21 protein-coding genes are annotated in these 17,698 nt (G+C 54.6%); 17 read left to right on the top strand and 4 right to left on the bottom strand.

What is annotated here, in order from left to right; all coding sequences use genetic code 11:
- Positions 1 to 129 precede the first annotated feature (129 nt).
- From Pla52nx_RS29740 to Pla52nx_RS29730, 3 genes are all read left to right on the top strand, one after another.
- Positions 130 to 564, top strand: a complete 435-nt coding sequence (locus tag Pla52nx_RS29740; protein WP_146523867.1) for a DUF3806 domain-containing protein — start codon at positions 130 to 132, stop codon at positions 562 to 564.
- 556 nt (positions 565 to 1,120) lie between these two features.
- A complete protein-coding gene (locus Pla52nx_RS29735) occupies positions 1,121 to 2,074 on the top strand; it encodes a site-specific integrase (protein ID WP_342190238.1) in 954 nt (317 codons plus the stop codon).
- Positions 2,075 to 2,088: 14 nt separating this feature from the next.
- Positions 2,089 to 3,486 (top strand): IS91 family transposase, encoded by a 1,398-nt coding sequence (locus Pla52nx_RS29730; protein ID WP_425289835.1) that lies wholly within the window; start codon positions 2,089 to 2,091, stop codon positions 3,484 to 3,486.
- Between the two features lie 67 nt (positions 3,487 to 3,553).
- Here the strand turns inward: Pla52nx_RS29730 and Pla52nx_RS29725 are convergent, their stop codons facing one another.
- The gene (locus tag Pla52nx_RS29725) at positions 3,554 to 3,772 is read right to left on the bottom strand and encodes a hypothetical protein (protein WP_342190286.1); all 219 of its coding nucleotides are present in this window, start codon (positions 3,770 to 3,772) and stop codon (positions 3,554 to 3,556) included.
- 106 nt (positions 3,773 to 3,878) lie between these two features.
- On the opposite strand from Pla52nx_RS29725, the gene Pla52nx_RS29720 reads away from it, so the two are divergent.
- Positions 3,879 to 4,061, top strand: coding sequence for a hypothetical protein (locus Pla52nx_RS29720; RefSeq protein ID WP_342190290.1), 183 nt, complete (start codon positions 3,879 to 3,881; stop codon positions 4,059 to 4,061).
- Here Pla52nx_RS29720 and Pla52nx_RS29715 read toward each other — a convergent pair.
- Complete coding sequence (locus Pla52nx_RS29715; protein WP_342190289.1) at positions 4,027 to 4,413, bottom strand: hypothetical protein; 387 nt, start codon at positions 4,411 to 4,413, stop codon at positions 4,027 to 4,029. The genes Pla52nx_RS29720 and Pla52nx_RS29715 overlap by 35 nt on opposite strands.
- A 106-nt stretch (positions 4,414 to 4,519) precedes the next feature.
- On the opposite strand from Pla52nx_RS29715, the gene Pla52nx_RS29710 reads away from it, so the two are divergent.
- The 4 genes from Pla52nx_RS29710 (at position 4,520) to Pla52nx_RS29695 (ending at position 8,238) form a co-directional block, all read left to right on the top strand.
- Complete coding sequence (locus Pla52nx_RS29710) at positions 4,520 to 4,735, top strand: hypothetical protein (protein WP_342190288.1); 216 nt, start codon at positions 4,520 to 4,522, stop codon at positions 4,733 to 4,735.
- 267 nt (positions 4,736 to 5,002) lie between these two features.
- Positions 5,003 to 5,284 carry a hypothetical protein gene (locus Pla52nx_RS29705; RefSeq protein ID WP_146523888.1) on the top strand — a complete coding sequence of 94 codons (282 nt, stop codon included), beginning with the start codon at positions 5,003 to 5,005 and terminating at the stop codon, positions 5,282 to 5,284.
- A gap of 588 nt (positions 5,285 to 5,872) precedes the next feature.
- Positions 5,873 to 6,826, top strand: coding sequence for a site-specific integrase (locus Pla52nx_RS29700; protein WP_342190287.1), 954 nt, complete (start codon positions 5,873 to 5,875; stop codon positions 6,824 to 6,826).
- Between the two features lie 14 nt (positions 6,827 to 6,840).
- Positions 6,841 to 8,238, top strand: a complete 1,398-nt coding sequence (locus Pla52nx_RS29695) for an IS91 family transposase (RefSeq protein WP_425289847.1) — start codon at positions 6,841 to 6,843, stop codon at positions 8,236 to 8,238.
- Positions 8,239 to 8,305: 67 nt separating this feature from the next.
- On the opposite strand, the gene Pla52nx_RS29690 is transcribed toward Pla52nx_RS29695, so the two are convergent.
- Positions 8,306 to 8,524 (bottom strand): hypothetical protein, encoded by a 219-nt coding sequence (locus Pla52nx_RS29690; RefSeq protein WP_342190286.1) that lies wholly within the window; start codon positions 8,522 to 8,524, stop codon positions 8,306 to 8,308.
- A 626-nt stretch (positions 8,525 to 9,150) separates the two neighbouring features.
- Here Pla52nx_RS29690 and Pla52nx_RS29685 point away from each other — a divergent pair.
- From Pla52nx_RS29685 to Pla52nx_RS29650, 8 genes are all read left to right on the top strand, one after another.
- Positions 9,151 to 9,795, top strand: a complete 645-nt coding sequence (locus tag Pla52nx_RS29685; protein WP_146521552.1) for an SGNH/GDSL hydrolase family protein — start codon at positions 9,151 to 9,153, stop codon at positions 9,793 to 9,795.
- A 100-nt stretch (positions 9,796 to 9,895) separates the two neighbouring features.
- Positions 9,896 to 10,573 (top strand): hypothetical protein, encoded by a 678-nt coding sequence (locus Pla52nx_RS29680; protein WP_146521551.1) that lies wholly within the window; start codon positions 9,896 to 9,898, stop codon positions 10,571 to 10,573.
- 138 nt (positions 10,574 to 10,711) lie between these two features.
- Positions 10,712 to 11,047 carry a hypothetical protein gene (locus tag Pla52nx_RS29675; RefSeq protein WP_146521550.1) on the top strand — a complete coding sequence of 112 codons (336 nt, stop codon included), beginning with the start codon at positions 10,712 to 10,714 and terminating at the stop codon, positions 11,045 to 11,047.
- Between the two features lie 538 nt (positions 11,048 to 11,585).
- Entirely contained in the window at positions 11,586 to 12,080 is a 495-nt protein-coding gene (locus Pla52nx_RS29670) for a hypothetical protein (RefSeq protein ID WP_146521549.1), read from the top strand.
- 200 nt (positions 12,081 to 12,280) lie between these two features.
- Positions 12,281 to 12,760 (top strand): hypothetical protein, encoded by a 480-nt coding sequence (locus Pla52nx_RS29665; protein ID WP_146521548.1) that lies wholly within the window; start codon positions 12,281 to 12,283, stop codon positions 12,758 to 12,760.
- Between the two features lie 97 nt (positions 12,761 to 12,857).
- Positions 12,858 to 13,313: a hypothetical protein gene (locus tag Pla52nx_RS29660; protein ID WP_146521547.1), complete on the top strand. Its 456-nt coding sequence runs from the start codon at positions 12,858 to 12,860 to the stop codon at positions 13,311 to 13,313.
- Positions 13,314 to 13,402: 89 nt separating this feature from the next.
- Positions 13,403 to 13,690: a DUF4177 domain-containing protein gene (locus Pla52nx_RS29655; RefSeq protein ID WP_146521546.1), complete on the top strand. Its 288-nt coding sequence runs from the start codon at positions 13,403 to 13,405 to the stop codon at positions 13,688 to 13,690.
- A 193-nt stretch (positions 13,691 to 13,883) separates the two neighbouring features.
- A complete protein-coding gene (locus Pla52nx_RS29650; RefSeq protein ID WP_146521545.1) occupies positions 13,884 to 14,363 on the top strand; it encodes a hypothetical protein in 480 nt (159 codons plus the stop codon).
- Positions 14,364 to 15,321: 958 nt separating this feature from the next.
- On the opposite strand, the gene Pla52nx_RS29645 is transcribed toward Pla52nx_RS29650, so the two are convergent.
- Entirely contained in the window at positions 15,322 to 15,471 is a 150-nt protein-coding gene (locus Pla52nx_RS29645; RefSeq protein WP_197454811.1) for a hypothetical protein, read from the bottom strand.
- Positions 15,472 to 16,895: 1,424 nt separating this feature from the next.
- Between Pla52nx_RS29645 and Pla52nx_RS29640 the strand changes: the two genes are divergently transcribed.
- A complete protein-coding gene (locus tag Pla52nx_RS29640) occupies positions 16,896 to 17,615 on the top strand; it encodes a hypothetical protein (protein WP_342190285.1) in 720 nt (239 codons plus the stop codon).
- Positions 17,616 to 17,698 lie beyond the last annotated feature (83 nt).

Genomic DNA, 17,698 nt, shown 5'->3' with positions numbered 1-17,698 from the left:
ACTCAACTTGACGAGACGAGCGTTCTCAGGTATTATCCGCTACTTGAGTAGTTGATATTACCCGAAATCCAAATATATCACTGGGTGAGTAGGGTTTAACTTAGTAGTTCCCCGACTGAAGGCAGTTTGATGGACATACGCCCGCTCGATGAAACCGAAGTTGAGGGATTTGATTCCGAGCGGGAATGGCTTGACGCATACCTTCGACGTTTCGGGCCAGAGCACGTACTGAAGAAAGCGCCTAACGATATTCCAACACTCCAATCGCTTCTTGACGCCGAACCCTTCGCGTCAGGCGATGAAGCTGCACTTGAGCTGCTAGGAGGTGCTTTCGGTGACGTCGTTGCCGAGACACTGGGATTCGAATGGGTTGTGGCTACCGACGAACATGGATCGGATTTCGCGATCAAACATCCATCGCGGATGGTCTTGGCGTTTCCGCGTGACATGATTGTGAAACGGGTTGAGGCCGGTGACGTAATCAATATGACAGAACTGTACCAGGGCGTCGTCTCTGCACTCGAAGAACAGATCGCTGCCGACGGTGTTGCGCGGGACGGTTGACTGCGACTTTGAGGGGAACAATCGCGTGAACCGGAGCACGCGAGCCAGCGTTTTTGGAATTGAGAATCTTTTGCGCGTGCCCGGTTACGCGTGACGTTGAACTTAATCGGGTCTCTGTTGGTTGAGTTTGTGAAGAATCTGGCAGTGGATTGCTGATCGTTCTTTGGGGCAAGTCAGGAGTACGCATCCTTGCGGGGAAGGAGGCGTTGGCATCCTTGCCAACCAACTTCAAGCGTTGATTGTGCTTCTTCTTGCATTCGCACACCGCACCTTCTTTCGCCCGCCGCTTGGGCTGGGCTGACCCCAGTGCACACGCATGCTGACGTGTCTTTCAAAGGTCTTTGATTCGCTTCGCGACAGTCTTTCTTTCATTCTTTTTTTCTTCGCATGCGACCCGTAAATCGCCGGGTTAATCGTTGAACGTTTTGATTCTTTTTGACTTTATTTCCAGTTTTTACTTGCGCTTTTGCTAACTGTAAGCAGCCTCGGAAACACCAATCTCATTCGTAGGTTGGACAACCTTTTTTTGTTTCCCTTTCCACTCAGGATTCACAACATGACTCCCTATCAAAAACGCTCTTGCGAACTCACCAAACGTCTCGCGGAAGACTTGAAGATTCGCAATTACGCTCAGGCCACCATCGACGCGTACACCTACCACACCAAGCGGTTCGCCGACTTCATCAAAAAACCGCTAGACCGCGTAACCCCGGAAGACGTTCGATTGTTCCAGCTTTATCTGATTGAAGAGGTAAAGGGTTCCTACAGCAGCTTCAACCAGGCAGTCTGTGCCTTACGGTTCCTCTACAAACATTCCATCCCCGTTTCCTGGCCAGTCACCATGCTGCCCTTCGGCAGACGTGAAAAGAAACTGCCCACCGTGCTGAGCCGGAACGAAGTCGACAGGCTGCTCCAGTGCACTCCCAATCTGAAACATCGAACCTTTCTGATGACACTCTACGCTTGCGGGATGAGGTACTCCGAAGCCGCCAACTTGACCATCGCGGACATCGACTCGGACCGCATGATGGTCAAGATCGCCTGCGGCAAAGGACGCAAGGAGAGAAGCGTTCCGCTTTCACCGAGGCTCTTGAAAGAGCTCAGGATCTACTGGCTGAAGTATCGTCCGGAGGGCTTACTGTTCCCGGGCAACTCGGCCAACAAGACCTACGCCGACACGACAATCCGCAAGGCGATGAAGGAAGCAGGCAAGCGGGCGGGGATCAAAAAGAGGATCTTTCCGCACGCTCTGCGTCACAGCTACGCGACCGGACTTCTGGAAGCCGGAGTGGACATTCTGACCATCAGTCGGCTGCTGGGTCACGCGAGTTTCCTGACGACGATGATTTATCTGCACTGTCGTCGCGAGCACCTCAGCAGCGCACCGAGCCCGCTGGACTGGCTGCCAGTGAAACAACTGCCGACGTACGTGATACCCGAAGAAGGGCCGCCGGAGGAAAACGGGAAACCAAAGAACGACGACGATTCGCAGCCGAGCAAGAAAAGCTAACCGTCGCGGAGATTTTGCGGGTCGGTGCGGCGTCGATGGTCGACGCATCGACTTGCGGCCAAGTCCAGAGCGTGCTGGCGAAGCTGTCGCTTTGCCGCACGCATGTGCTTGGCGGTCGTGAGTATCTGTGCAACGACTGCGGTAAGAGCAGTTCACGGTACAACTCGTGCGGCGACCGCCACTGTCCCCAATGCAGTGGCAGCAAGCGAGTGGACTTCAATGACAAGGCGTCCAAGCTGATCCTATCCGGCGTGGCGTACTATCAAGTCGTCTTCACCCTGCCGAGCGATCTCTCCGAGTTGGCACTGGCCAACCGAAACGAGCTGGCGGACTTGTTGGTCAGTACGGCTTGGAAGAGTCTTTCGAAAAACATCAAGTCCGAGCAAGACTACGACCCGGCAGCGATCAGCGTATTGCACACCTGGAACCAAAAGCTGGAGGCACACTGGCATGTTCACATGCTGGTGCCCGGTGCCGGGCCGAGCTTGAGTGGCGATGACTGGAAAGAAGCCAAGACGCCGCCGGGGGTTCGCAATTCGGATGGTTACTATCTGGTCGACTCCGAGAAGTTGAAGGAAGACTTCCGTAAGCGGGCGATCGCGAAACTTCGTCGCTTGCGACGCGACGGCAAACTGAAGCTGGGCGGGAAGTTCGAGTACCTGCAAAGCGATGAGAACTGGGAGGTGTTCGTCAAGAACCTGGAGTCGACCCAATGGGTTGCCTACATCCAACCGCCGCCCAGAGAGACCAGTGGTGGCGGCGAAGTGGTCAACTACCTGACGCGTTACTTGACCGGCGGTCCGATCAGCAACCACCGCATCACCGCTGCGGACAGCGACGAGGTGGTCTTCATGGCCCGTGAAGGAAAACGTGTGGGCGGTGAGCGGGAACAAGTCCCGATCAAGCTATCAGTGCCCGAGTTCACCCGCCGCTGGTGTCTGCACATCCAACCGGACCAGTTGACCAAGTCTCGGTACTTTGGCGGTTGGAGCAACAACCGACTGGCAGGCTACATGGCTCGTTGTCAGGAGTTGCTGGGGACAGAGCCGGATGTCTCGGAAACGCCGACCGAAGCGGTCGATTCGATGGACTCGCAGTGGGAGCCTCCATCGTTGCCCGAGTGTGCGCACTGCGGGAGCATCGAGCTAAGTTTGGTGTGTGAAACGCCCAAGCCGACGTGGAAGGAGTTGTTCTGGCGAGAGAGTGAGACGTGTCCGGAGTGGTACGCGGAGCGCCAGCGGGAGTCACACCGAGAGTTCTGGACGGCCCACTACGGTTCGGATTATTACGACTGGTACCTGGAAACGCAGGTAGAAGTCGCAAAGGAAACGGGACCGGAACCGGCAAAAGCGATCCAGATGTACCTGCCTGGTTTGACACCGGGAGTGTCGTTCGAGATAGAATCTTTTTGAGGGTGGATTGGACGCTCCGATCCAAGTCCTACGGGACGTCAACCTCCGACAAAGCTCAACGCCCGATCTATGCATGCACGTCCTGTGCCTGCATAGATCGCAATTCGTTCTGTCGTAACCGTGCTTGATCGTCGCGTGTCGATGTAGTGATCGACCAGTCGAATGAGTTGGCAGATCTTGGGGCCGACAGCATGTTGTTGACTTCGGCAATGCGTCCTCTCGCCGAACTGTTGTGCATGAGATCGTGTGCTGGCGATCCAGGACTCGTATCATCATCTGTTGCCATTGGATCGCGTGTGACGGTCCGGCCTCGGCATTCGACTTCGGCCACATCGTCGGCGGGGCAAAATCAGGAGCGGAATCCAGGACTCGATTTGCAGTGTCGTCCGAGCATGCGATACAATCCAATGGTCGCATTCGAGCGGTACAGTGCCGCCACGGAAGACGACAGAACCATGCGTTGGACCGAAGCGACGCATCGGGCGGATGAACATGGAAACCACAATGGCGTCGCTCGGTCAACGCCGCCGATCAGCGCGGCTAGCGATCGAGTGCAGAGTGGAGGCAGGAACTGATCAGAGTGATCGAATTGCCCACGGCCGAGTTCAACCGGTACAATGGCAACGGGCGGCGATGCTTCCCAACCGTCGCTCCTTGTACCGCGATGATCAAGGTCGATGCACCCAAGCCGCGGGTGTCGTCGTTACGCACCACAAGAGACCACCGCCGCGGCTGGGTGATCTCTGCGTTCTGTCGTAACCGTGCTTGATCGTCGCGTGTCGATGTAGTGATCGACCAGTCGAATGAGTTGGCAGATCTTGGGGCCGACAGCATGTTGTTGACTTCGGCAATGCGTCCTCTCGCCGAACTGTTGTGCATGAGATCGTGTGCTGGCGATCCAGGACTCGTATCATCATCTGTTGCCATTGGATCGCGTGTGACGGTCCGGCCTCGGCATTCGACTTCGGCCACATCGTCGGCGGGGCAAAATCAGGAGCGGAATCCAGGACTCGATTTGCAGTGTCGTCCGAGCATGCGATACAATCCAATGGTCGCATTCGAGCGGTACAGTGCCGCCACGGAAGACGACAGAACCATGCGTTGGACCGAAGCGACGCATCGGGCGGATGAACATGGAAACCACAATGGCGTCGCTCGGTCAACGCCGCCGATCAACGCGGCTAGCGATCGAGTGCAGCGTGGAGTCAGAGACGGAGCGGAGTTCTCAATTAACACACGGTCGGGTTGACCGGGTACAATGGCAACGGGCGGCGATGCTTCCCAGCCGTCGCTCCTTGTACCGCGATGATCAATGTCGATGCACCCAAGCCGCGGGTGTCGTCGTTACGTACCACAAGAGACCACCGCCGCGGCTGGGTGATCTCTGCGTTCGTCGAAGAAACCAATCATTGGTCACCTTGCTGTGAACCCTTTTGCACTGACGCTATCCTTGATAGAACGCCCTCGCGTTAAACCGCGTTTCCGTTTTGCAACCGCGTCCCGCCGAAACGCATGGATGGCCGTTGTGTCGTCGTTTGCGTTGTTCGGTCTGGTTACATATTGGCCACAGCTGACAAAGAATTGGCTTGACGATATCGCGACTGCCGTGTCGATGTTTGCGTTGATTGCTCTCAGCCTGATCTGTTCGATCTGTGTGGTGGTGTTTTCATATCGATTTACTGTCGCGAGAGTTTTCGGTGGGATCAGCGTTCTGATGAACGTCGGTCTCGTACTATTGCTGGCGTTTATCTACTGGGTGCTAAACTACTCGGGTATCGAGTTTGCGGGGCCGGGCTGATGCAATCGCTTAACTCTTGCAACTGACCTTGACGGTTTGTCAACGCAAAGTTGAATCGACGAACCATCGCGTGAACCGGAGCACGCGAGCCAGCGATTTTGGAATTGAGAATCTTTCGCGCGTGCCCGGTTACGCGTGCCGTTGAACTTAATCGGGTCTCTGTTGGTTGAGTTCGTGGTGGGGTTTGAAGTCAAGTGCTGACTGCTCGGGGTTAAAGTCAGGGGTACGCATCCTTCGAGGAAGGAGGCGTTGGCTTCCTTGCCAACCAACTTCAAATCTTCACTGAGCTTCTTCTTGCATTCGCACCCCCGCACCTTCTTTCGCCCGCCGCTTGGGCGCAATCGACCTTGCACTGACGTGTCTTTCAAAGGTCTTTGATTCGCTTCGCGACAGTCTTTCTTTCATTCTTTTTTTCTTCGCATGCGACCCGTAAATAGCCGGGTTAATCGTTGAACGTTTTGATTCTTTTTGACTTTATTTCCAGTTTTTACTTGCGCTTTTGCTAACCGTAAGCAGCCTCGGAAACACCAATCTCATTCGTAGGTTGGACAACCTTTTTTGTTTCCCTTTCCACTCAGGATTCACAACATGACTCCCTATCAAAAACGTTCCTGCGAACTCACCAAACGTCTCGCGGAAGACTTGAAGATTCGCAATTACGCTCAGGCCACCATCGACGCGTACACCTACCACACCAAGCGGTTCGCCGACTTCATTAAAAAGCCTTTAGACCGCGTAACCCCGGAAGACGTTCGATTGTTCCAGCTTTATCTGATTGAAGAGGTAAAGGGTTCCTACAGCAGCTTCAACCAGGCAGTCTGTGCCTTACGGTTCCTCTACAAACATTCCATCCCCGTTTCCTGGCCAGTCACCATGCTGCCCTTCGGCAGACGTGAAAAGAAACTGCCCACCGTGCTGAGCCGGAACGAAGTCGACAGGCTGCTCCAGTGCACTCCCAATCTGAAACATCGAACCTTTCTGATGACACTCTACGCTTGCGGGATGAGGTACTCCGAAGCCGCCAACTTGACCATCGCGGACATCGACTCGGACCGGATGATGGTCAAGATCGCCTGCGGCAAAGGACGCAAGGAGAGAAGCGTTCCGCTTTCACCGAGGCTCTTGAAAGAGCTCAGAATCTACTGGCTGAAGTATCGTCCGGAGGGCTTGCTGTTCCCGGGCAACTCGGCCAACAAGACCTACGCCGACACGACAATCCGCAAGGCGATGAAGGAAGCAGGGAAGCGGGCGGGGATCAAAAAGAGGATCTTTCCGCACGCTCTGCGTCACAGCTACGCGACCGGACTTCTGGAAGCCGGAGTGGACATTCTGACCATCAGTCGGCTGCTGGGTCACGCGAGTTTCCTGACGACGATGATTTATCTGCACTGTCGTCGCGAGCACCTCAGCAGCGCACCGAGCCCGCTGGACTGGCTGCCAGTGAAACAACTGCCGACGTACGTGATACCCGAAGAAGGGCCGCCGGAAGAGAACAAGAAACCAAAGAACGACGACGATTCGCAGCCGAACAAGAAAAGCTAACCGTCGCGGAGATTTTGCGGGTCGGTGCGGCGTCGATGGTCGACGCATCGACTTGCGGCCAAGTCCAGAGCGTGCTGGCGAAGCTGTCGCTTTGCCGCACGCATGTGCTTGGCGGTCGTGAGTATCTGTGCAACGACTGCGGTAAGAGCAGCTCACGGTACAACTCGTGCGGCGACCGCCACTGTCCCCAATGCAGTGGCAGCAAGCGAGTGGACTTCAATGACAAGGCATCCAAGCTGATCCTCTCCGGCGTGGCGTACTATCAAGTCGTCTTCACTCTGCCGAGTGATCTCTCTGAGTTGGCGTTGGCCAACCGAAACGAGCTGGCGGACTTGTTGGTCAGCACGGCTTGGAAGAGTCTTTCGAAAAACATCAAGTCCGAGCAGGACTACGACCCGGCAGCGATCAGCGTATTGCACACTTGGAACCAAAAGCTGGAGGCACACTGGCATGTTCACATGCTGGTGCCCGGTGCCGGGCCGAGCTTGAGTGGCGATGAGTGGAAAGAAGCCAAAACGCCACCGGGGGTTCGCAATTCGGATGGCTACTATCTGGTCGACTCCGAGAAGTTGAAGGACGACTTCCGCAAAAGGGCGGTCGCGAAGCTTCGTCGCTTGCGACGCGACGGCAAATTGAAGTTCGGCGGAAAGTTCGAGTACCTGCAAAGCGATGAGAACTGGGAGGTGTTCGTCAAAAATCTAGAGTCGACCCAATGGGTTGCCTACATCCAACCGCCGCCCAAGGAGACCAGTGGTGGCGGCGAAGTAGTCAACTACTTGACACGCTATCTGACCGGCGGGCCGATCAGCAACCACCGTATCACCGCTGCGGACGGAGACGAGGTCGTCTTCATGGCCCGTGAAGGAAAACGTGTGGGCGGTGAGCGGGAACAAGTCCCGATCAAGCTATCAGTGCCCGAGTTCACCCGCCGCTGGTGTCTGCACATCCAACCGGACCAGTTGACCAAGTCTCGGTACTTTGGCGGTTGGAGCAACAACCGACTGGCAGGCTACATGGCTCGTTGTCAGGAGTTGTTGGGGACAGAGCCGGAGGTCTCGGAAGCGCCGGTCGAAGCGGTCGATTCGATGGACTCGCAGTGGGAGCCTCCATCGTTGCCCGAGTGTGCGCACTGCGGGAGCATCGAGCTAAGTTTGGTGTGTGAAACGCCCAAGCCGACGTGGAAGGAGTTGTTCTGGCGAGAGAGTGAGACGTGTCCGGAGTGGTACGCGGAGCGCCAGCGGGAGTCACACCGAGAGTTCTGGACGGCCCACTACGGTTCGGATTATTACGACTGGTACCTGGAAACGCAGGTAGAAGTCGCAAAGGAAACGGGACCGGAACCGGCAAAAGCGATCCAGATGTACCTGCCTGGTTTGACACCGGGAGTGTCGTTCGAGATAGAATCTTTTTGAGGGTGGATTGGACGCTCCGATCCAAGTCCTACGGGACGTCAACCTCCGACAAAGCTCAACGCCCGATCTATGCATGCACGTCCTGTGCCTGCATAGATCGCAATTCGTTCTGTCGTAACCGTGCTTGATCGTCGCGTGTCGATGTAGTGATCGACCAGTCGAATGAGTTGGCAGATCTTGGGGCCGACAGCATGTTGTTGACTTCGGCAATGCGTCCTCTCGCCGAACTGTTGTGCATGAGATCGTGTGCTGGCGATCCAGGACTCGTATCATCATCTGTTGCCATTGGATCGCGTGTGACGGTCCGGCCTCGGCATTCGACTTCGGCCACATCGTCGGCGGGGCAAAATCAGGAGCGAAACCAGGACTCGAATTGCAGTGCGGTCCGAGCATGCGGTACAATCCAATGGTCGAAACCCGGCGGTACTGTGCCGCCTCGGAGGACGACAGAACCATGCGTTGGACCGAAGCGACGCATCGGGCGGATGAACATGGAAACCACAATGGCGTCGCTCGGTCAACGCCGCCGTTCGTCGCCGCGGAGACCTTTTCGAGTTGGACAACGCAATGCGATTCAATGACCGCCATTGAGACCAGCATTCGATGCCGTCGTAAGTGCGACTTGAGACAGTGTTCGAAAGACACGGCGTCGGAGCGTTTAAAATCAGAACGCGAATTGCGATTCAGAAAGAGAGTGCCCGGACGCAGGTTCGAATTCAGCATCCGATTTGCGATCCGAGATTGGGATCGATAGACTGGGGAGGCGACGATGCGGAGCGACAATTTGGGCGATCGTCAGTGACCGGGACGAACAATGCGTTGGACCGAAGCGACGCATCGGGCGGATGAACATGGAAACCACAATGGCGTCGCTCGGTCAACGCCAGCGTTCGTCTCTATAAGGAATCGTGAGTGGATCAGATTCTCGTTTACGCTGACTCGCTTACCTGGGGCATCATCCCGGGCACGCGCCAACGCTTGACTTTCGAGAAGCGATGGCCCGGAGTTATGGAGATGGAATTGATAGCAAACGGAGCTAGCGTGCGGGTAATCGAGGACTGTCTCAATGGACGGCGGACTGTGTTTGACGACCCATATAAGCCGGGAAGAAACGGCCTTGAAGGTATCGAACAGCGAATCGAAGTGAACTCTCCATTGTCGCTTGTTTTGATCATGCTTGGAACCAACGACTTTCAGTCGATGCATGCACACAATGCTTGGCACGCTGCTCAGGGGGTGTCGGCAATTGTGACTGCAATTCGCCGCGCTCCAATCGAACCCGACATGCCTGTGCCGAAGGTTTTAGTCGTCGTTCCGCCTCCAATAACCAGACCAATGGGACCGATTGCTGATAAATTTGAAGGTGCGGATGCTAAGTGTTTAGGACTTACAAGCGAATTCAGTAGAATGACAACGGAGATTGGATGTGAGATGTTCGATTCGGGAGAAGTAGTAAGTGCAAGTGCCGTGGATGGCATTCATTTAGACGAAAAGCAACACTTCGACCTTGGCAGCAAACTTGCTACCGTCGTCAGAAAGATTCTAGGAACCCCTTAAGACGAACAAAGCATTGGACCGAAGTGCTCGATCGGGCGTTTTTGACTTGCGTAAAGTCTACCGCTCGCACTCGGTCAATGCAGGCGTTATTTTGCAGAACATGCCTCATCCAACCCAACCACTCACCGTTATTGTCTTGTTGCTCGTGAGCGTCTGCGGGTGCGACCGCTCCCAGCCAGTGTCACCGGCGACACCGCCACAGACTTCGGCATCCGAGCGCGAGCAGTTACTCGCCGCTGTTGCTGAAGCCGAGCGTGAAGCGCAGAACACGGAACCGCCAAAACCAAACATTACACTTGCAACTCCACCTGGTTGGATACGAAGTGAAACACGTGCGTTACCGCCAGACGATCACGGATTCACCGTCGCCTACGAGCATGATTCAGGATTGGCGGTCACGCTCTACCAGTTTACTCGTGGCCTCACTTCAATACCGAATGACGTGAATGCGACACCTGTCAAAGAAGAGATGCGTCACGCAAAGAACGGAATCGAACAGGCAGTACAGCTCGGTTATTGGCAAGCTGCCAAAGAGACTGAATCCAAGACGGTAGAATTGGGCGACTCACAGCAGCAAGCGTTGTGGTCACAGTATCACTTGACCGTCGACGATATGGTTCTGGCTTCTGATATTTATGTGTGGGCGCAGGGAAACACGTTGTTCAAACTCCGGTGCACGTGCCGATCGGAAGATGTGCCCTCAAATCAGGCAATCCTCGGTCCGCTACTGACTGCGTTTGGCTCGTTCGATCCTGACGTTCACGAGGAAGCAAAATAACCATGCGGTGAACGGGAGCCGCCGATTACGCGGGTTTTGAAATCATAGTTTTCTGGCGGCGGCCCCGTTACCGCCGTCGTTACCCGACTAAACTTGAACTGTGCTGCCTCGGAACGACCTTCGCCGCGTTCAATCTCAATGACCGATGACGCAACCGAACAAACGTACGCCGAGATTGAGACCAAGCGGTTTCATAAGGAACTGCCAGGGACAATTGGTTGCGTTACCACCTACGCAATCATCGCCATGATCGCATGCTCGGCATTTCTCCCCATGCCATTCGGGCAGGTTGTGGCGACCTGTCTGGTGCTACTCTACATTGGCTCCGTCCTAATGTTCGGACAGGGTTCCATCCTGGAAATGGGCGTGATGGCCGTGATCTTGCTGACACTCGCATGTCTAAGCGGTAAACTCATTGGCGACGTTAAGCAACCGTCTTACAGCACACCGGCCAAGATCGAGAACGGCGGGTAACCATCGCGTGCACCCGAGTACGCGAGCTGAGCGGTTCTGAAATTGAGAATCTTTCGCGCGTACCGGGTGACGCGTACCGTTCTGTCGTTACAGTGCTCGATCGTCGCGTGTCGATGTAGTGATCGACCAATCGAATGAGTTGGCAGATCTTGGGGCCGACGGCAGCACGTCGGCTTCGGCCGCGCGTTCTCACGCTGAACCGTTGCGAGTGAAATGGAGTGTGGTCGACCGGATGCTCGAATCACTTGTTGCCATTGGAACACGTGTGACGGTCCGGCCTCAGCATTCGACTTCGGCCACATCGTCGGCGGGACATATTCAGAAACGAAACCAGGACTCAAATTGCAGTGCGGTCCGAGCATGCGATACAATCCAATGGTTGCATTCCGGCGGTACGGTGCCGCCTCGGAAGACGACAGAACCATGCGTTGGACCGAAGCGACGCATCGGGCGGATGAACATGGAAACCACAATTGCGTCGCTCGGTCAACGCCGCCGTTCGTCGCCCGCGGGCAGATAGGATGTGGTTCCGTCTCCAATGATTTCTCCCCTCGACCACCCTTGGATAACCGAACCGGAATTCCATCCCGTACATCAGGATTTGATTCGCGTCGCGATGAAATCTGCGCTCGCGATGCTTGAGTCCGAGGATCCCCCTGCATGGATCGTCACGCTCGACGAATCCGGAATGTGGTATGGAGCACATACTCGTGTTGTCATTGACGAGTACACAACCATGGATGTTGAGGGCAATCCCGTAGATGCTCCAGTTTCAACGCTGCTGAGTGATCAACAATCCGATTCACTTCTTTATGTCTTAAACGGATTAACACCTCAGTTGATCACCGACGTAGAGAATTTCGTTCTAGATGGGACTTGGTGCCTAGTTGCGGTAATGAATGGTGCAACCCGCTGGTGCGCCTTCTCTCAATTCTGTTTTCAAGGAATGGACTCGGCGAAACTGGCTTTACCCGGCCCGCGAATTGCAAACTTGCTAAAGTCGTTTTACCGAGGGATTGCGAATCCAAATTGATTGTCTTGAAACGAACACATACAATGACGGACGTGACGCCGATCCGGATGGTAGCTATCCCAACGCCACAAATAGGTCGACGAACAAAGCGATGCACCCAAGTCGCCGGTCGGCCGCGCATTTTAATCATAGTTTGTTAACGGCGACTGGGTGATCGCCGTCGTTATCCGACTGAGCATCCTTCCTACACGAGAGCCAAAATGAGACTACTAATCGCAATGGCGTTCGCCGCTTTGGCTTGCACAAACTCGTTTGGGCAGGAGAATCCGCTCGATGAGTTGACGGTGACGTCAACGCGTCTCCAGTGCTTGTCTGGATTTGCTGAGGTCACCTATGGGTACAGACGGGGAGCGTCCAACGTTACAGAGACAAAACTTGAGTTCGTCGTTATCCAAACGGACAAACACAACTCGCGTTTTCGGAGAATCTTTCACTTGAACAACAAGGTAGACGACGTTACGCCGCCTGCCTACCTTGTCTGGCCAGAGGATACCGTCGATCTGCCTAACAAAGATCAAGTACATGTGTTCTCCGAGGGGCGATATGATAAAGCCGACTCCGATGTTACGCTCGCTGAAATCCGTGCATGGCTTGACCAGTCTGAAATACAAGCGACCGCTGATTCATTGCTGGAGTACAAAGCCAAAATGCGAGCTGGTAGACAGAGAAACGGCGGATAACAAGGCGGTCAACCCGAGCGGCGGATCGGGCGTTTGCTGAAATCAAAGTCACTTGGCCGCCGCCGGGTTACCTTTGTCGTTATTTGCGAAAGCCATCGTGTACCTCAAGATCAACTGCAATCTGGACTTCATAGACATCGCCTTGCGGCTTGTGCCACATGCGAGTCCAGATTCTCTTGATCACGACTCCGAAAACGTCTACGAGTGGATTTGGTTGAACATCAAGGATCTCCCATTTGCGTTGAACGTCTCTCGTGAGCACGGATGGGCCGACATCGACGACGAGATTGAATCCAACGCTTCGATGGATGAACTGAAAGGGATCGTGAAACCAGGTGCTGTTTACATGTTCGGTTGCGAGCGGTCGACCGATTCATACATCAATGAATTGCCGGACTGGTTGCCGCAGTTCGTCGCAGATCAACTTCATGCCGATGTCTTTGTGTACAATGGCCGTATCAATGTCGAAATCCCAGACGGGGAGCCGGCCTCGGTGGTTCATCCTCAACCGGTAAACGCAAATAACAAAGCGGTGAACGGGAGCCGCCGATGACGCCGTTTCTGAAATCATAGTCTCTTGGCGGCGGCCCCGTTACCGCCGTCGTTCGCCACACTAATCACTACTTCTATCGGACGACTTCAATGAAGCTAACCATCGCAGCTGGAATCACAATGCTTGTTTTGATCGTGATGTCAACGATTATAGATTCGGTTGATGCCCAAAACGCTGGTGCCACACAAGCTGGCTATCCTCAATGGGAGTACAAGGTGATCAACGCGCCAACAGACAACGGTTTTATCCAAGGTTACAAACTTCAACCCAGACTCAACGAACTTGGGCTGGAGGGCTGGGAATGTGTTGGCACACTTGGTGATGTGCGTAAGGAAGACACGCGCGGCCACGTAATCTTAAAACGACCGAAGCGATAGTAGCTTGGCTTGGCAAATAGGTGTTTCAACTTGTGAAGAATCATAGCTGGCGAACCATCGCGTGAACCGGAGAACGCGAGTCGAGCGATTTGGCCGTTAGAAACTTTTCCGCGCGTTCCCGGTTACGCGTAGCGTTCGCCTGCGTGGCACAGAAGTCGCGTTACATTCCGTTTTCTGCTGACTGGACAATCGCATGATGATTAATGACAAAAGCTGCGGAATGCTGTTCCTCGGCCTCGGAGTGTTTTTTGCCGTTACTTTCCTTGTCGGTGGTGGCGTTCTCACCGCAACCAACGGCGGCTATTGGACGCTCGTTTTCCTTGCCTCTTACCTGGTCGGATTGGCGGTTTTCGGACCATCGGTCTACAAATCGGCGACTGTAGGCGTTTGCAATTCGCCTGGGTCGAAATCGATCTCGCCTCGCAACATTCGCAGGTTCCTTCCCGCGATGTTCATTCCGTTTTTGCTCGTGCTGTGGCAAGTCTTTTTCCGCTCGGAAGCATTCTCATCCGAACTTGGGATACACCTATTCATGGTCGGCATGGGCGTTGGTCTTTCCCTTTTCGTTCCCCTAGGTCTAGGGGTGATGCACAGAACCGGCGAACCATCGGATGCACTTGAGACCTCGGCGTCGTCGGTATTGAATTCAAAGTCTATCCCTCGGTCCCCGTGATCCGGGTCGTTCGCCCACATGCCACGCTCCTCGGGTTCGCTATGTCTCGACGCACTCGCAAACTTCGCTTCACCATTCGAGCAATGCTTCTGGCATTGATTCCGATTGCATTGTTCTGCGTCTGGCCTGGGCAACGTATCGTCTCGCATTTAGCCCGCCAGCATGCTTTGGGCCACATTCGAGCGACGGATGGAGCGATTTATGAGGGTGAAGGTGGGTACGCTCTCAAGCTCGACCGGTCTCAAATTCAGCATTTATCTGCGCTAAGCGACGTCGGATCGCTTGATCTCGCTCGGGCATCCTTAACGGATCAAGACCTGGCCCGCTTGCGTCCACTGAACGACCTGGTATTTCTCAACTTGTCCGAGAACCCGATTAGCGATATCGGTTTGGAATCCATCGCAAACTGCCAGAAGATGAGGTGCTTGATACTTCAAGATACCTCGATTACGTCTCACGGATTGGAGCACATCTCCAGAATGACAGATTTGGAAAACCTTCTTCTTGACGGGACTGCGGTGGACGATGAAGGTCTTACGCACTTGCGGGGCTGCACGAGTCTCCGGGAGCTTATGCTGTGCGGCACAAGCGTTACTGCTGCGGCGATTGAAGACATCATTGCGCTACCCAGTCTAACTACAGTCAGCGTTCCGAAGGAGTGGTCCGTAGAAACTGTTGCACGATTGAGGGCCGAGAACCCAAGCTTAAGGGTAGTTCAACAACGAATAGTGTTACCCAGATGAAGACTGGGCGAACCATCGGTTGCAACCGAGCGGCGGTGGTAGCCGTTTTCGCAGTGGCAGAGCCGTTCGCCGCCGCCCGCTGAACCGCACCGATCAGCGCGGCTAGCGATCGAGTACAGTGTGGAGGCAGAGACGGAGCGGAGTTCTCGATTGACCCACGGCCGAGTTCAACCGGTACAATGGCAACATGCGACGCTGGTTCCTGCCGTCGCTCCTTATGCCGCGATGATCAATGTCGATTCACCCAAGCCGCGGGTGTTGTCGTTAGGTACCACAAAAGACCACCGCCGCGGCTGGGTGATCTCTGCGTTCTGTGGATGAGATAGTTGAACAAACGCGACCGCTTCATCAACGTTCTCTTCCATCGACAATCAAGTACGGTGCTTTTGTTCCCGTACGTCTACTACATGGCAGGCGTCGGAGCGCCGTGCGGCGATGCAGCAGCGTTTGATGGTGATGCCGTCAGCGAAATTGGCGCATGCGTCACTCGAATGCTCAAGATTTGCTCCAAGGCAGACGTTGACCCACTCGCCCAACGAAGAAAGACAGCTCTGCAACGGAAATGGCGTGGTGACGATGTTCCAATTGACGAACTAGTACCGGGATTTGACAACGCTACCAATTGGGATGACATCACCAGCCAATATAGCGCGATTGCAAAAGGCCCCGGCACTTACCATCGCACATTTGCCGTCGCAGAACTTCTTGAGCGGAACGGATGGAAATCCCGGAAACTCACACAATTGGTCAGGTCTTCACATGCTGGATCCGAAGAGCATGGCGAGAGCATTCGCATTCCCAGTTCGTGCTCGGCAAAATCATTGGGTTCACGTCTGATCGAACACATGCGACAATGGTAGCGTCAAGCACCACAGAACAATGCCGTGCACACGGAGCACGGCTTGCGTGGTATAACAAATGGAAAGTCGTCTCTCCGTGCCCGGTGACGGCGGACGTTCGCCCAACGAGACAGTGCCCAACTACGTCACAAAAATTGACTCTGCGCATTCACGTCGCGTGATTGTTGCGCTCGCAGTGGCATGCCCACCCGTCTTTGTGGCCTTGCTGATCACAGGCTTTGGGCTCCGATCCGTCTTTTGGTCGATCGCGGCGCTCGTGATCGTGATGCCCCCGGCTGTAATCTATATATCTCGCATCGCGCATACGGGGATCTGCCCAACATGTGGTCGACGAATTCGATTTTCTCAGATGCAGGATCGCTATACTAATGGGGATGAATACACGTACAAATGCGAAGACTGCAGTACGATTTGGAAGACGGGGATGTGGCCTGGTAGCAACGTCTAGCCGATAGTGCGGTAGGATATGGGCGAACTATGCGATGAACCGAAGTCGCGGAGCTGTCGTTTTTGACAATGGAAAATCAATCGCCGCGACTCGGTTATCGCGGACGTTCTGTCGTCGTAGCGTTCGATCGTCGCGTCGCAATGTTGAGATCTACGCCTCGAAAGAGTTGGATGATCTTGGGGCCGACAACAGTAGGATGACTTCGGTGAAGCGTCCTCTCGCGGATCAATTGCGCGTGAAATGTTGCGCCGACGACCCAGAGTTCGAAACATTCGTTGCCATTGGATCGCGTGTGACGGTCCGGCCTGGGCATTCGACTTCGGCCGCGTCTACGGCGGGACAAAATCAGGAGCGATATCAGGGCTCGAATTGCAGTACGGTCCGAGCATGCGATACAATTCAATGGTCGCATCCGAGCGGTACGGTTCCGCCTCGGAAGACGACAGAACCATGCGTTGGACCGAAGCGACGCATCGGCCGGATGAACATGGACACCACAATGGCGTCGCTCGGTCAACGCCGCCGTTCTGTGATGATGTTACAACGAATCCTTCGCTATCGAATACGTACACTGCTGGTCGCTGTCTTCATGGTCGCTTGTTTGCTGACCATCGGTATGCGGGTAAAGCGAATCCACTATGCTGCAAGATTCATTGAAGCTAACGGCGGCGACGTATGGATGGACGATGAATTGTACAGCGGAGGCGGCTTTGGAAACGTCAAGCCTCGCACGCAGATGCAACAACGTTTGACGCAAGTATGTATCATGGGTTGTGTTCTCCTTGGCCAAGAGACGAAACTTTGGGTGACTTTCCTACCCAATCAGCGCGAGCGGTTCGCCGAATGTGTTCATACCCTGAACGCGTCAGAGGTAAAATTCGATGTGCTTGGAGAAACCGATCGCAACTGGCTGTACAGCAGACTCCCCAGGCTTGCCCGAATTGCAAATTCCGCTCCAATTTCGGCAACCGCCGCGATAGATACAGAAGATTCGCCATCGCAAACAGAATCCGAACGCATTGACCAGGAACGGTTCATTCGATCAATAGAAGCCGTCGAGGCGATGTTTGCATCGAACCCTCAGCTTTATTATCGACTTGACAGGTATGAAACGTTGATTGGCTACCCAGTCCAGGGTGAGATGGGTAGAATACGGGACAAACTGACGGGGCGAACTATCCCCATACCCTGGCCCAAGTAAGACACAGAACCATGGCATGCACGCGAAGCACTCGGTCGGCCGTTTTGACTTGTGTTGAGTCAACTGCTCGTGCTCGGTGATGC

The sequence above is a fragment of the Stieleria varia genome, from assembly GCF_038443385.1.
Classification (GTDB): Bacteria; Planctomycetota; Planctomycetia; order Pirellulales; family Pirellulaceae; genus Stieleria; species Stieleria varia.
Note: the sequence above shows the minus strand (reverse complement) of the source record. Positions and strands in the feature narration are given on the sequence as shown.